The 13,478-nt window shown below is 69.7% G+C and carries 12 protein-coding genes, 2 tRNA genes and 1 pseudogene; 6 read left to right on the top strand and 9 right to left on the bottom strand.

Going from position 1 to position 13,478, the window contains the following annotated elements; translation table 11 throughout:
- Window positions 1-46: 46 nt before the first annotated feature.
- On the top strand, window positions 47-1,024 hold the full coding sequence (locus ACIRPU_RS01750; protein ID WP_403860254.1) for a hypothetical protein: 978 nt from the start codon (window positions 47-49) through the stop codon (window positions 1,022-1,024).
- 76 nt (window positions 1,025-1,100) lie between these two features.
- Here the strand turns inward: ACIRPU_RS01750 and clpX are convergent, their stop codons facing one another.
- The 5 genes from clpX to ACIRPU_RS01725 form a co-directional block, all read right to left on the bottom strand.
- On the bottom strand, window positions 1,101-2,390 hold the full coding sequence (gene clpX / locus ACIRPU_RS01745) for an ATP-dependent Clp protease ATP-binding subunit ClpX (protein ID WP_351754030.1): 1,290 nt from the start codon (window positions 2,388-2,390) through the stop codon (window positions 1,101-1,103).
- 182 nt (window positions 2,391-2,572) lie between these two features.
- The gene (locus ACIRPU_RS01740; protein WP_351754032.1) at window positions 2,573-3,253 is read right to left on the bottom strand and encodes an ATP-dependent Clp protease proteolytic subunit; all 681 of its coding nucleotides are present in this window, start codon (window positions 3,251-3,253) and stop codon (window positions 2,573-2,575) included.
- A 429-nt stretch (window positions 3,254-3,682) separates the two neighbouring features.
- Entirely contained in the window at window positions 3,683-4,288 is a 606-nt protein-coding gene (locus tag ACIRPU_RS01735; protein WP_028806515.1) for an ATP-dependent Clp protease proteolytic subunit, read from the bottom strand.
- A 429-nt stretch (window positions 4,289-4,717) separates the two neighbouring features.
- The gene (gene tig, locus ACIRPU_RS01730; RefSeq protein WP_403860249.1) at window positions 4,718-6,103 is read right to left on the bottom strand and encodes a trigger factor; all 1,386 of its coding nucleotides are present in this window, start codon (window positions 6,101-6,103) and stop codon (window positions 4,718-4,720) included.
- A gap of 246 nt (window positions 6,104-6,349) precedes the next feature.
- A tRNA-Pro gene (locus ACIRPU_RS01725) sits at window positions 6,350-6,426 on the bottom strand.
- Window positions 6,427-6,591: 165 nt separating this feature from the next.
- On the opposite strand from ACIRPU_RS01725, the gene ACIRPU_RS01720 reads away from it, so the two are divergent.
- The 3 genes and pseudogenes from ACIRPU_RS01720 (at window position 6,592) to ACIRPU_RS01710 (ending at window position 7,345) form a co-directional block, all read left to right on the top strand.
- Window positions 6,592-6,662, top strand: a tRNA-Gly gene (locus tag ACIRPU_RS01720).
- Window positions 6,663-6,720: 58 nt separating this feature from the next.
- A pseudogene (locus ACIRPU_RS01715) lies at window positions 6,721-6,970 on the top strand (antibiotic biosynthesis monooxygenase).
- Between the two features lie 36 nt (window positions 6,971-7,006).
- Complete coding sequence (locus ACIRPU_RS01710; RefSeq protein ID WP_403860246.1) at window positions 7,007-7,345, top strand: DUF6083 domain-containing protein; 339 nt, start codon at window positions 7,007-7,009, stop codon at window positions 7,343-7,345.
- Between the two features lie 45 nt (window positions 7,346-7,390).
- On the opposite strand, the gene ACIRPU_RS01705 is transcribed toward ACIRPU_RS01710, so the two are convergent.
- Window positions 7,391-7,585 (bottom strand): hypothetical protein, encoded by a 195-nt coding sequence (locus ACIRPU_RS01705; protein WP_030779494.1) that lies wholly within the window; start codon window positions 7,583-7,585, stop codon window positions 7,391-7,393.
- A gap of 401 nt (window positions 7,586-7,986) precedes the next feature.
- Between ACIRPU_RS01705 and ACIRPU_RS01700 the strand changes: the two genes are divergently transcribed.
- Entirely contained in the window at window positions 7,987-9,195 is a 1,209-nt protein-coding gene (locus tag ACIRPU_RS01700; RefSeq protein ID WP_403860243.1) for an acyltransferase family protein, read from the top strand.
- Here ACIRPU_RS01700 and ACIRPU_RS01695 read toward each other — a convergent pair.
- Entirely contained in the window at window positions 9,192-9,650 is a 459-nt protein-coding gene (locus ACIRPU_RS01695) for an HD domain-containing protein (RefSeq protein WP_403860240.1), read from the bottom strand. The genes ACIRPU_RS01700 and ACIRPU_RS01695 overlap by 4 nt on opposite strands.
- Before the next feature lie 154 nt (window positions 9,651-9,804).
- Entirely contained in the window at window positions 9,805-10,989 is a 1,185-nt protein-coding gene (locus ACIRPU_RS01690; protein ID WP_355701355.1) for a PP2C family protein-serine/threonine phosphatase, read from the bottom strand.
- A 235-nt stretch (window positions 10,990-11,224) separates the two neighbouring features.
- Between ACIRPU_RS01690 and ACIRPU_RS01685 the strand changes: the two genes are divergently transcribed.
- On the top strand, window positions 11,225-12,460 hold the full coding sequence (locus tag ACIRPU_RS01685; protein WP_384123941.1) for a GNAT family N-acetyltransferase: 1,236 nt from the start codon (window positions 11,225-11,227) through the stop codon (window positions 12,458-12,460).
- Between the two features lie 14 nt (window positions 12,461-12,474).
- On the opposite strand, the gene ACIRPU_RS01680 is transcribed toward ACIRPU_RS01685, so the two are convergent.
- Window positions 12,475-13,281, bottom strand: coding sequence for an Fpg/Nei family DNA glycosylase (locus ACIRPU_RS01680; RefSeq protein WP_403860236.1), 807 nt, complete (start codon window positions 13,279-13,281; stop codon window positions 12,475-12,477).
- Window positions 13,282-13,478: the final 197 nt, after the last annotated feature.

Genomic DNA, 13,478 nt, shown 5'->3' with positions numbered 1-13,478 from the left:
GGGCCAGGATGTGAAAATCACATAAGCACTGGAGGGGAACCCAGAAATGAGTCACAACCAGCCGGGCCCGTACGGCGGGCCGCCCCAGCAGCCCGGACCGTACGGCCAGCCCGGTCCGTACGGTCAGCCGCCGCAGGCGCCCCAGCCCGGCTACGGCTACCCCCAGCAGCCTCCCGCCCCGCAGCCCGGCTACGGCTACCCGCAGCAGCCCCCGCAGGGCGTCCCCCCGCAGACCCCGCCCTACGGCCAGCAGCCGCCGTACGCCCAGCAGCCGACGCCTCCTTACGGCCAGCAGCCGCCCTACGGTCAGCCTCCGTACGGCGTCCCGCAGCCCCCGCCGCCGGGCGGTGGCGGCAAGAAGGCCGGCATCATCATCGGCGCCGTCGCGGTCGTCGCCGCGATCGGCGTGGGCGCGTACTTCGTGATCGGCGGAGGCGGCGGCGCCGGCGGCCTGAAGGACGACGGCGCACACAAGCTGACGGCTCCGGCTTCCCTGCTGGCGAGCAAGTACAAGCGGATGGGAGACGCCAAGGAGGAGAAGGCGAGCGCGAGCGACGAGAAGGACCTCGCCCAGGCGGGAGTCAGCAACGCCACGTCCATCGGCTCCATCTACTCCACCATCGACCTCACATCCATCGACACCACGGACCCGAGCGAACTCGCGAAGACGGAGACCGCCGAGAACGTCACCTTCTTCGGCATCTACGGCACGGTGAAGGACCCCGAGCAGGCTCTCGACATCACCCTGACCCAGATGAAGTCGGGATCCGACGACGACGTGAAGTTGATCGGCGACGCCGAGACGGTGACTCCCGACGACCTCGACGGAGCCGTGATGAAGTGCCAACAGGCCGAAAGCACCAACGAGGTCACCAAGAAGACCCAGAAGACCTACATGTGCATCTGGGCGGACTACAGCACGATGGGCGTGGTGGAGCCGACAGCCGGCTCCAAGACGTACACGCTGGACGAGTCGGCACAGATAGCAGCCGGAGTGCGTAAGGAAGCCCGCGTCAAGGCCTGACGCTCCGGGCCGCTCGACTCAACGACGAAGGGGCCCCGGTCGGTTGACCGGGGCCCCTTCGTCGTACGGGTGAGGATCAGGCCGTCTTCTGCTCGCCCGGGCCGCGGCCGCCGCGCGCGTCGCGCGGGATCAGGGTCGGGTTGACGTTGGAGAGGACCACGTCCGCCGTGATGACGACGCGGGCCACGTCCTTGCGGGACGGGACCTCGTACATGACCCCCTGGAGGACTTCCTCCATGATGGCGCGCAGGCCGCGCGCGCCGGTCTGGCGCAGGATGGCCTGGTCGGCGATGGCCTCCAGGGCCTCCCGCTCGAAGTCCAGCTCCACACCGTCGAGTTCGAAGAGCCGCTGGTACTGCTTCACCAGCGCGTTGCGCGGCTCGATCAGGATCTGGAGGAGCGCCTCGCGGTCCAGGTTGTGGACCGAGGTGATGACCGGGAGACGGCCGATGAACTCCGGGATCATGCCGAACTTGACCAGGTCCTCCGGCATGACGGCCTCGAACTGGTCCTTGGACTCCAGCTCGCGCTTGGAGCGGATCGTCGCGCCGAACCCGATGCCCTTGGCGCCGGCCCGGGTCTCGATGATCTTCTCCAGGCCCGAGAAGGCGCCGCCCACGATGAACAGCACGTTCGTCGTGTCGATCTGGATGAACTCCTGGTGCGGGTGCTTGCGGCCGCCCTGCGGCGGGACCGAGGCGGTGGTGCCCTCCAGGATCTTCAGCAGGGCCTGCTGCACGCCCTCGCCCGACACGTCACGGGTGATGGAGGGGTTCTCGCTCTTCCGCGCGACCTTGTCGATCTCATCGATGTAGATGATCCCGGTCTCGGCCTTCTTGACGTCGTAGTCCGCGGCCTGGATCAGCTTCAGCAGGATGTTCTCGACGTCCTCGCCGACGTAGCCCGCCTCGGTCAGCGCCGTGGCGTCGGCGATCGCGAACGGGACGTTCAGCATGCGCGCCAGGGTCTGCGCCAGGAGCGTCTTGCCCGAGCCCGTGGGGCCGAGCAGGAGGATGTTGGACTTCGCCAACTCGATGGCGTCCTCGCGGCCTTGGGCGCCGCCGTTCTCACCCGCCTGGACGCGCTTGTAGTGGTTGTACACCGCGACCGACAGTGCCTTCTTGGCGGGCTCCTGGCCCACCACGTAGCCCTCGAGGAACTCGTAGATCTCGCGCGGCTTCGGGAGTTCCTCCCAGCGGACCTCGCTCGTCTCCGCGAGTTCTTCCTCGATGATCTCGTTGCAGAGATCGATGCACTCGTCGCAGATGTACACACCGGGCCCTGCGATGAGCTTCTTGACCTGCTTCTGGCTCTTGCCGCAGAACGAGCACTTGAGCAGATCGCCGCCGTCACCGATGCGTGCCACGGTGTGCTTCCCCTTCGCCTGGGAGACGACTGGACGCTTTCGAATCCAGCGGCTCCTGGTGCTGCCTTATCCCGACGGTACCTTGCCGGGCCCCCCGTTCGGGCCCCCCTTGGCACGGTTCACTGTGACGTGGACCCTGTCACACCGTGCCGAGGGGGGCCCGAACGGGACGACCCCGTGCGCTAAACGAGCGAGTTGTTGTTCAGCTTGCGGGTGGAAATGATCTGGTCGACCAGGCCGTACGCCAGGGCGTCCTCGGCCGTGAGGATCTTGTCGCGCTCGATGTCCTCGCGGATCTTCTCGATCGGCGTGGTCGAGTGCTTGGCCAGCATGTCCTCCAGCTGCGCACGCATCCGGAGGATCTCGTTGGCGGCGATCTCCAGGTCGGAGACCTGACCGCGGCCGGTCTCGCTGTAGGGCTGGTGGATCAGCACGCGCGCGTTCGGCAGCGCCATGCGCTTGCCCGGCGTACCGGCGGCCAGCAGGATCGCGGCGGCGGAGGCCGCCTGCCCCATGCAGACCGTCTGGATGTCGGGCTTCACGAACTGCATCGTGTCGTAGATCGCGGTCAGCGCCGTGAAGGAGCCGCCGGGGCTGTTGATGTAGACCGAGATGTCCCGGTCGGGGTCCATCGACTCCAGGCACAGCAGCTGCGCCATGACGTCGTTGGCGGAGGCGTCGTCGATCTGCACGCCCAGGAAGATCACGCGCTCTTCGAAGAGCTTCGCGTACGGGTCGTACTCGCGGACGCCCTGGGAGGTGCGCTCGACGAAGCGCGGGATGACGTAGCGGGATTCGGCGCGAGGGCCGGTGTACTCGGCCTCGGTGCGGGCGTAGATGCCGCTGCCGGGGAAGTCGTTCACGGTGTCTCCTGGAAAGAGGACTGGGGCGGTGGGCTGGAGGGGCTGGATGGGGCGCTGACGGCTTCCGGGGGCCTCGGTGACCTCGGAGTAGCCCGGCGGGGCCTCGAGGGGCTCCGGGCGGTCCCCCAGGGCTCCCAGGGACTCCGGGAGCTTCGGTGCCTCCGGGGAGGCGGCTCCGAGGGAGCTCCCGGAGGTCCGGGAGTCTCGAAGGGCCTCCCGGGGGCTCCGGAACCCCGGTGCCTCTGGGTGCCTCCGGGTGCCTCGGCGGGTTCCCGGGGCTTCGGAACTCCGGGGGCCTCCGGGACCTTCGGAACTCCGCGGGGGTCCAGGGGGCTCCGAAGACTCCGGATCCGAAGACTCCGGAAGGGGCTCAGGGAGTCAGGGGGCTCCGCGAAGCGCCCTGCGTGGCCCTGCTGCCGTCAGTGGTCCTCAGGCCGCCCCGGTACCGCCGCCGCCCGGCATGCCGGCAGCCGTCGGGATGACGTCGTCGATGAGGCCGTACTCCTTGGCCTCGAACGCGTCGAACCAGCGGTCGCGGTCCGAGTCGCGGGTGACCTGCTCGACCGTCTGGCCGGTGTGCTGCGAGGTCAGCTCGGCCATGCGCTTCTTGGTGTGCAGCAGCCGCTCGGCGTGGATCTTGATGTCGGAGGCCGACCCCGCCAGACCCGCGGAGGGCTGGTGGATCAGGATCTCGGCGTTCGGCAGCGCGAAACGCTTGCCGGGAGTGCCCGCGCTGAGCAGGAACTGCCCCATGGAGGCCGCGAGGCCCATGGCGATGGTCACCACGTCGTTCTTGATGAACTGCATCGTGTCGTAGATCGCCATGCCGGCCGTGATCGAGCCGCCGGGGCTGTTGATGTACAGGTAGATGTCCTTGTCCGGATCGGCGGCAAGGAGCAGCAGCTGTGCGGTGATCTTGTTGGCGATGTCGTCGTCGACCGCCTGGCCGAGGAAGATGATCCGCTCGCCGAGCAGCCGGTTGTAGACCTGGTCGCCGAGGCCACCACCGATGGGGTCGCCGGCGGCTGTGGGCATCAGATTCGTCACGTATCCACCTGCTCGTCTTACGACGGCGCCGGGCCGTCTCACGTGTACTGCCGGGGGCAACGGAGACTCCCCTGCCCTCGTACTCATGGACCCTAACGCGCGGGTCCCTTCGGAGAATCCCGGAGAGGACGGTGTTCGCCGGGGGCGTAGACGTGGGGCTCCCGTCCGGGAGGGACCGCGGGCCGTCACGCGGACGGTCGCGCCCGGTCGCGCTCCGCAGCGGAGCCGCACCCGGACGCCCCGCCCGCACCCCCTGGCCAGGCCGTCTCGCCGACCTCCCGGCCGACCTCCCCGACGACCGGCCGACCGCCCTGCCGCCGGCCATCCCGTCGGTCATCCAGCCGTACGACAGAAGGGCCCCGGAGCGCATACCGCCCCGGGGCCCTCATGTCTGCGTCAGAGGTGACGCGAGGCTGCTCAGGCCTCGGTCTTCTCCTCGGAGGTCTCCGCCTCGGCAGCGGCCTCGTCGGTGTCCTCCTCGGTGTCTTCCTCGTCGTCCAGGTCGATGACCTCGCCGTTGGTGTCCTTCACCGTGGCGGACTCGACGACCGTGGCCAGCGCCTTGCCGCGGGCGACCTCGCCGACCAGGAGCGGAACCTGGCCGCCCTCGACGACCGCCTGGGCGAACTGGTCGGGGGACATGCCGGAGGAGGCGGCACGGCGCATGAGGTGCTCGGTGAGCTCCTCCTGGTTGACGTTCAGCTTCTCGCGCTTGACGAGCTCGTCGAGCACGAACTGGGTCTTGATGCCCTTGACCGCGGCCTCACGGGTCTCGGTCTCGAACTCCTCGGCGGTCTTGCCCTGGATCTCCAGGTACTTGTCGAGGTCGAGGCCCATCTGGCCGAGCTGGTGGTGCTCCAGGTTGTGCTTGCGGGTGTTGACCTCGTCCTCGAGCAGCTTCTCGGGGACGGGCACCTCGACGAGCTCCAGCAGCTTCTCCAGGACGCGCTCCTGGGCCTGCGTGGCCTGGTCGTACTGCTTCGTGTTCTCGAGGCGCTTGCGGCTGTCCGCCTTGAGCTCCTCGAGGGTGTCGAACTCGGAGGCGAGCTGCGCGAACTCGTCGTCCAGCTCGGGGAGCTCGCGGGCGGCGACCTGGGTGACCTTGACGGTGACCTCGGCCTCCCTGCCGGCCGCCGAGCCGCCCTTGAGCTCGGAGGAGAAGGTGGCCTCGCCACCGGCCTCCAGGCCCTTCACGGCCTCGTCGATGCCTTCCAGCAGCTCGCCCGAGCCGATGGTGTAGGAGACGCCGCTGGCGACGCCGTCCTCGAGGATCTCGCCGTCGACCTTGGCCTCCAGGTCGACGGTCACGACGTCGCCGTCCTCGGCGGCCCGCTCGACCGGGGAGGTCGAGGCGAAGCGCTCGCGGAGCTGCTCGACCGCCTTGTCGATGTCCTCCTCGGACACCTCGACGGCGTCGACCTCCACCTCGATGGAGGAGAAGTCCTCGGGGAGCTCCAGGGACGGGCGGATGTCGACCTCGGCGGTGAAGTTCAGCGTCTCGCCGTCCTTCAGCTCCGTGATGTCGACCTCGGGCTGGCCGAGGACGTCGAGCTCGGCCCCGTTGACCGCCTCGGTGTAGAACTTCGGAAGCGCGTCGTTGACGGCCTCCTCCAGCACGGCGCCACGGCCGAAGCGCTGGTCGATGACCCGGGCGGGGATCTTGCCCTTACGGAAGCCCTTCACCGTGACCTGCTGGTTGATCTTCTTGTACGCCGCGTCGAGGCTGTCCTTGAGCTCCTCGAAGGGCACCTCGATGCTGAGCCGAACCCGAGTCGGGTTCAGGGTCTCCACGGCGCTCTTCACGGTTCGGTCTCCTTGGGGGCTGACTTCTTGGTTTCTGCCGGAGCCAGACCGGCTCCCGCGGATTCGCCGCCCGGAGGACTTACCAGAGGATGAGGCATACGGGCGTGCAGCTTGCATAGTAACGGCAGCGACGACACGCCCCAAAGGCGATCAAGCGAGGTGACCGCGCAGATGGCCGGTGACGGCCGATGATGGCCGTTCGTCGGTCACCGATGGTCGAGTCGATGGCCGGTGGTGGCCGGTCGTTGGTCGGGGTGGCGGGATTTGAACCCACGGCCTTCCGCTCCCAAAGCGGACGCGCTACCAAGCTGCGCCACACCCCGTCTGGTGCGACACGAAGGGTACATGCCCGCAGGCCGCCTGACCGCCGCTTTTGCCGAGTCTCGGGGCGCGCCGCGCCGGGCCCGGGAAACGGGGTGTGCGCGGCGGGTCGCCGACCCGCTACGATGCCTGAAGTGCCGCGGTCACTGACCTGCGGCGCGTCGTGTGCGGGCGTAGCTCAATGGTAGAGCACTAGTCTTCCAAACTAGCTACGCGGGTTCGATTCCCGTCGCCCGCTCTGTACGACGAAGGCCCGGGTGAGAGGTCGATTTCCTCTCCCCGGGCCTTCGGCATTCCTGGAGGCGTTTCAGTCGTGCCCCTCCCGTGCCCCAATCGTCGAAGGGGAGCCCAAGACCGTCAGGTGGTTTCGGAATCCAGTTCGGACCCTCGTCGTTCGGGATCTTCGACGCCTTTCCCGACGACGACGGGCGCCAGACGCACCTGTCGGGTGCGGTCGCCGAAGCACTCGGTGAGAACACGGGCGAGCTCTTCGAGGAGCCCACGATCGAGCAGCTTGATGTCATCGCGGAGAAGCAGCCCGCATAGAGCACGTGCCGCCCGCGGGGCGGCCTCGCCAACGAGATGGCCGAAGCCGATGGGGCCACAGCCGCACCCAGACCGGATCCCGACCCCGACCCCGACGACGTGACATGGATCGAACCACCGCATTGCCCCGAATGCAGCGCATTGGTTCGCATATGTCCCACGAACTACGACCGGTGGGTCAGTCTCGCCGTGGTGGAGTTGCCCGCCAAAGACGTCCCAGAGGCCTTCAGGTGGCGTTTGACGAGGCTTCCGGGGCGATCCCCCATCCCCGCGGATATCGTGGCCGTCCGGGTCCGTGGGATCGATCCGCTACCGAGCGAACCCGTCGTGCCGGCTCACCGCATGATGTGCATCCCCGAGCGGGGTGAGCCGTAGATCACACGGCAGCGAGCAAGAGGCCCGGACACGCGGGGGCGGGCCTCAGAAGCTGATCGAGTTGATGGTGTCCGCGAGGGAGTCGAGGAAGCGGTTGATCGACGGGGCCATGCCGGTCGAGGCGAGGAAGAAGCCGAACAGGATCGCGACTATCGCCGGCCCCGCCTTGATCGACCCTCCCCGGATGAGCACCACCAGGATGATCGCCAACAGCAGCACCACTGACAGTGAAATGGCCACAACTGATCACACACCCTCGTTCGGTCCGCACTCCCGAGACCATCGTGCCACCAACGGGGCCTCCCTATGCGGCCCGTGACACATCATCGCGCGGACCCGTCCGGCCGGGGTGCGCCGCACCGCAATTCGATCACTTACCCGCACCGGGAATTGGGGCAAGTCGTTGCCGTGTCCACACAACGCCTGCGCAGGTAATTCGAATTATGGCCGCAGCCTCGTCAACTACAGGTGCACAACCGGCGTTATGCACCTTTTAGTCGGGATGAATCGTGACATCAAGGCCAAGCGCGAACTGGGGCGACCACCCCGGAGGCCGATCCGGTGAGCAATCCCGAGGGCAATAACAAGGAATGACCTGGGGCGTTTTACGAATACGCGCGCGCGACGCTAGGGTGCCTCAAATGTTCCACGCCGCCTCGTCTCTCGCTCCGAGCCCCCGGTCGCGCCAGGACCAGAACGATCAGCACGACCAGTCCGGGGACAGATACGTCGAACGACCGTCCCCGCGGCCCGCCGCGAAGCGGGACGCGTTCTTCGACAACGCGAAGTACCTGGCGATCGTGCTGGTGGCGATGGGGCACGCCTGGGAGGCGCTGAAGGGCGACAGCCGGGTCCTCACGGCGGCGTACGTGCTGCTGTACACGTTCCACATGCCGGCTTTCATCGTCATCTCCGGCTTCTTCTCCCGCAGTTTCGACGGGAGCCCCGGCAAGCTCAAGCGGCTGGTGACGGGCGTCGTCGTGCCGTACATCGTCTTCGAGACCGCTTACCCGCTCCTGAAGACGTACGTCGGCGGCGCTCCCCAGGACATCAGTCTGCTCGACCCCTACTACCTGACCTGGTTCCTGTGCGCGCTGTTCATCTGGCGGCTGACCACGCCCATCTGGAAGCTGGTCCGTCATCCGCTGCCGCTCGCGCTGGGCATCGCCATGCTGGCGTCCGCCACCCCGAACATCGGTGGTGATCTGGACCTCCAGCGCGTCCTTCAGTTCCTGCCGTTCTTCGTGCTGGGACTGAACCTGAAGCCGGAGCACTTCGCGCTGGTGCGCCGGCGCTCGTGCCGGATCGCGGCGGTGCCGGTGTTCGCCTTCGCGCTGGCCTTCTCCTGGTGGGCCGTGCCGCGGATGAACAGCGGATGGCTCTACCACCGCAACTCCGCGCAGGAGCTGGGCGTCCCGTGGTGGGTCGGCCCCGTCATGCAGCTCGCCCTGTTCGGCTGCTCCCTGCTGCTGACCGCCTGCTTCCTCTCCTGGGTGCCGGGTCGCACGATGTGGTTCACGGCGCTCGGCGCGGGCACGCTCTATGGCTATCTGATGCACGGCCTGCTGATCAAGACCGCCGACTACCGCGGCTGGTTCGACCACCCCGCGCTGCACCGCCCGCTCGGGGAGATCGCCGTCACCGTGGCCGTGGCCGTGGCCGTCACCCTGCTGTGCACCAAACCCGTTCGGCAGGTGCTGCGGTTCGTGATGGAACCGAGGATGGACTGGGCCTTCAAGCGGGACGCGGGCGAGGTCGCCCGCGGGCGCGAGCGGGGCGAGCAGGGCGAGCGGCGGCAGAAGCCCGACGTGCGGGACCAGCCGGCGCGGTCGGCGGACGTCGCGGGCTAGGGTCTCGTGTCCTGACGCGCGGTGAGACCCAGGAGTGCGCGCATCCGCGCGTACTTCTCGGTCAGGCGCGCCCGGGTGGTCGCGTCGAGGACGGCGAGCCGCGCCGGGTCCGCGTTGTGCGCCAGGTCCGCCTCCTTCACCAGCAGCGCGCCCGGCGTGGCCAGGATGCGCCCCGCGTACGCCTCCGGCGTCTCCCCCGCCCGTTTGGTGACCGCCAGGACGACGGCCTTCGTACGGTCGCTCAGCGCCGCCTCGTCCAGCCAGGTCTCGGACAGGGCGTCGTCCTCGACGGCGTCGTGCAGCCAGGCGGCCGCGATCTGCTCGGCGTCGCCGCCACGCGCGCGTACGCCCTCGGCGACCGCCTGGAGGTGCTCGGCGTAGGGCCGGCCCGCCTTGTCGGTCTGTCCTTGGTGGGCGGCGCGGGCGAGGCTCTCGACCTCGGACAGGGTGAGCATCGTGGGTGGTCCTCCTCGGGAGTCTCGGGAGTCTCGGAAGCCACGGGAGCGCTCAGGAGGCTCCGGAGCCTCGGGAGTCCCGGCAGCGCTCAGGACGGTTCGGGGGGTCGGCACAGGCACAGGCACAGGCTCGGGCACAGGCACGAACTCGGGCTCAGGACAGTGGGGCCGACTGGGCCGTCGGGCCCTCGCGGCAGACCAGCAGCAGGGCACGGTCGTCGTTGACGTCCTTCGCCACCGCCTCGATCAGGTGCCAGGCGGCGCCCTGGAAGCCGCCGGCCACATACCGGTCGGCCTCGCCGGTGAGCCGGTCGATGCCCTCGACGATGTCCCGGTCGGAGGTCTCCACCAGGCCGTCGGTGAAGAGCATCAGCACGTCGCCGGGGCGCAGCGAGCCCTTCACGGGGTCGAACTGGGCACCGTCGTACACCCCGAGGAGGGGGCCCTCGGCGGCCTTCTCCTCCCAGCGCCCGCTGCCGGCGCTGAGCTGGAGGCCCGGCGGGTGGCCGGCCGAGTAGAGCTCGTAGTCGCCGGAGTCGAGGTCGAGGACCAGGTGGATGGAGGTCGCGAAGCCCTCGTCCCAGTCCTGGCGGAGCAGATAGCCGTTGGCGGCCGGGAGGAAGGCGTGCGGCGGCAGCGAGCCGAGCAGACCGCCGAAGGCGCCCGACAGCAGAAGGGCCCGTGAACCGGCGTCCATGCCCTTGCCGGAGACGTCCGTGAGGACGACCTCCATGGTCCGGCCGCCGTTCGTCCGGGCCGCGACGACGAAGTCACCGGAGAACGACTGGCCCCCCGCCGGCCGCAGCGCCATCTCGCGGTGCCAGCCCTGCGGCAGGCTCGGCAGCTTGCTCTGCACCCGGATGCGTTCGCGCAGGTCGAAGAGCATGGTGCCGCCGCGCCGCCAGGGCACGCCGACCCGGCTGCGGAACTGGGCGATGAGAAGTCCGAAGAAACCGCATGCTGCGACGACCAGGACCACGCCCGGGGTGACTCTGGACGGGCCCTCGGTGTACGGACCCAGTTGCACCGACTCCACGATGAGGGCCGTGGCCGCCGCCGCGTACAGGCCGAGCAGGCTGGACGGGCGCAGCAGCAGTCCGCCGGCGACGATCGGCAGGACGAGCGCGGCCGGTGAGCACCAAACCGAGTTGGCGAGTGTGGTGACGGCGATCAGCGGAACGGTGAGCAGCAGGAAGGCCAGCGCGATCCAGTCCGAACCGTCGCCGCGGAAGTAGTCCACGGCGCTTCTGCGCAGGCCGGTGCGGACCCGGTGCCACATGTGCTTCAACCGGGCCGTCAACGTCTCGGCTTCCGCGCGCCGCTGTCGTCCTACTGCCATTAGTTCGGGACCCTATCCATCGAACCCGCCGCTTGGCACGGGAGGTCCCACTTGTCCCCCCTCCGAGGCTCAACTTCACAGTGAACTTCACGGAAAGCGCTCGCGCCCCGAGGAGGGCGAAATTGGCTGGCTCGTCCCGCACTGGGCTGCTAGGCATGAGGCCATGACGAGTGAGGCGACGGACCGTGCGACCTCTTCCGCGGCCGGGCGTCGGGAACAGCGGAAGGTGCGGGAGATGCGGGAGTCGCGGGAACCACGAGTGCTGCGCCGGGACGAATGGGACGAGTGGTACGACACCCTGCTCCGCGCCTTCGGCGGGATCGGGGAGTCGACCGAGGAACGGGAGCTGTTCAGGTCGCTCACCTCGTACGAGCGCTCCCTCGGCGTGTGGGACGGCGACCGGTGCGTGGCCACGGCGGGGGCGTACGACTTCCGGCTGACGGTGCCGGGCGGGGCCTCGGTACCGGCGGCGGGCGTGACGATGGTCGGCGTGAGCGCGACCCACCGGCGGCGCGGGGTGCTGACGTCGATGATGAGGCGACAGCTGGACGATGTGCGGGCGTGGGGTGAGCCGCTCGCGATCCTCACCGCCTCCGAACCGGACATCTACGGACGGTTCGGGTACGCGGCGGCGACCTTCGGGCTGCACGCCGAGATCGACACCAGTCGGGTCCGGCTGTCCGTCCCGGCCGGCACGGACGACGTACGGCTGCGGTACGTCGACCCCGGCGCGGAGCTCGAGGTGTGCGAGTCGGTGTACGCGCGGACCGTGCCCGCCCGGGCCGGGATGCTCGCGCGCCGGCCCGGCTGGGAGCGGCTGGGGCTGCTCGATCCGGTAAGCGAGCGGGGCGGGGCGTCGCCGTTGCAGTGCGTGCTCGCCGAGCGGGACGGGGAGGTCACCGGGTACGTCCGCTTCCGGGTGCGGTCCGAGTGGCGGGACAGCGGGCACAACGGGCAGGTGCGGCTCCAGGACCTGGCGGGGGTCGATCCGGTGTCGGAGGCGGCGCTGTGGCGGTTCCTGTTCGGGATCGACCTCACGACCTCGCTGAAGGTGCGGGGGCGGCCGATGGACGAGGCGTGGCAGCATCTCGTCTCCGACATCCGGCGGTGCGAGCTGCGGGTGCGGGACTCGTTGTACGTGCGGCCGGTGGACGTGGGTGCGGCGCTCGAGGCGCGGACGTATCAGGCGCCGGTGGACGTGGTGTTGGAGGTCGAGGACGCCTTCTGCCCCTGGAACTCGGGGCGTTGGCGGCTGTCGGGGGACGCCAAGGGCGCGGTGTGCGGGCCTACCTCCGATGCCGCCGATCTCGCGCTGTCCGTACGGGAGTTGGGGGCGGCCTATCTCGGGGGTGTGAGCCTCGCCTCGCTGGCCGGGGCCGGGCGGGTGCGGGAGCTGCGGCGGGGTGCGCTGGCGGAGGCCTCGGTCGGGTTCGGGGCGAGCACCGCCCCTTGGCTGCCGCACGGGTTCTGACGGGAGCCGCGCGGTCAGTTCTTCTGACAGGTCGGGCACCAGAAGAGGTTGCGGGCGGCCAGGTCGGCGGTGCGGACGGCGTCGCCGCAGAGGTGGCAGGGCTGGTGGGTACGGCGGTAGACGTACACCTCGCCGCCGTGGTCGTCGACGCGGGGCGGGCGGCCCATGGCCTCCGGGGTGTGCTGCGGACGGACCGTGTCGATGCGGTTGTTGCGGACGCCCTCACGCATCAGGTCGACCAGGTCGGCCCAGATCGCGTCCCATTCGGCGGGCGTGATGTCCCGGCCCGCGCGGTACGGGTCGATGCGGTGCCGGAAGAGGACTTCCGCCCGGTAGACGTTGCCGACCCCGGCGATGATCTTCTGGTCCATGAGGAGGGCGGCGATCGTCGTACGGCTGCGGGAGACGCGGCTGTACGCGGCCCGGGGGTCGGCGTCGGCGCGGAGCGGGTCGGCGCCGAGGCGGTCGTGTATCGCCTGCTTCTCGTCGCCCGTGATCAGGGCGCAGGTGGTGGGGCCTCGCAGGTCCACGTAGGAGGTGGGGCCGGCGAGGCGGAGCCGGACCGTGTCCGTGGGCGGCGGCGCGGGGGCCGGGCCGAAGTCGACCTTGCCGAAGAGGCCCAGGTGGATGTGGATCCACCGGTCGCCCGTGAAGCCGAGGAAGAGGTGTTTGCCGTGGGCCTCGGTGCGGGTGAGGCGGGTGTCGGCGAGGAGGGCCGCGCCGTCGGTGAACTTGCCCTGGGGGCTGGTCACCTGAAGGGGGTGGCGGGCGAAGCGGCCGTAGTCCTGCGCCAGTCGGTGAATCGTGTGCCCTTCCGGCACCGGCGCCTCCTTCTCTTTCCCACCCGCCCGACTCGGTCGAGTGACAGGCCACCCACACCGGGGCCCCGCCCCGGGCGTTGGGGGGCCCCCCCCCCCCCCCCCCCCGGGGGGGGGGGGGGGGGGGGGGGGGGGGGGGGGGGCCCCGGCCCCCCCCCGGGCGGGGGGGGGCCCCGGCGGCCCGGCCCCCGCCGCTCCGG

Origin of the sequence: Streptomyces sp. NPDC102259 (assembly GCF_044766465.1) — a bacterium.
In the GTDB taxonomy this organism is placed as follows: domain Bacteria; phylum Actinomycetota; class Actinomycetes; order Streptomycetales; family Streptomycetaceae; genus Streptomyces.
Note: the sequence above shows the minus strand (reverse complement) of the source record. Positions and strands in the feature narration are given on the sequence as shown.

What these genes read in the sequence shown, in the direction of transcription:
- ACIRPU_RS01690 (WP_355701355.1), bottom strand. Translation starts at nt 10,989, where the DNA reads ATGGCAGTAGGACGACAGCGGCGCGCGGAAGCCGAGACGTTGACGGCC.
- ACIRPU_RS01750 (WP_403860254.1), top strand. Translation starts at nt 47, where the DNA reads ATGAGTCACAACCAGCCGGGCCCGTACGGCGGGCCGCCCCAGCAGCCC.
- ACIRPU_RS01685 (WP_384123941.1), top strand. Translation starts at nt 11,225, where the DNA reads ATGCGGGAGTCGCGGGAACCACGAGTGCTGCGCCGGGACGAATGGGAC.
- ACIRPU_RS01735 (WP_028806515.1), bottom strand. Translation starts at nt 4,288, where the DNA reads ATGCCCACAGCCGCCGGCGACCCCATCGGTGGTGGCCTCGGCGACCAG.
- ACIRPU_RS01710 (WP_403860246.1), top strand. Translation starts at nt 7,007, where the DNA reads ATGGCCGAAGCCGATGGGGCCACAGCCGCACCCAGACCGGATCCCGAC.
- ACIRPU_RS01700 (WP_403860243.1), top strand. Translation starts at nt 7,987, where the DNA reads ATGTTCCACGCCGCCTCGTCTCTCGCTCCGAGCCCCCGGTCGCGCCAG.
- ACIRPU_RS01695 (WP_403860240.1), bottom strand. Translation starts at nt 9,650, where the DNA reads ATGCTCACCCTGTCCGAGGTCGAGAGCCTCGCCCGCGCCGCCCACCAA.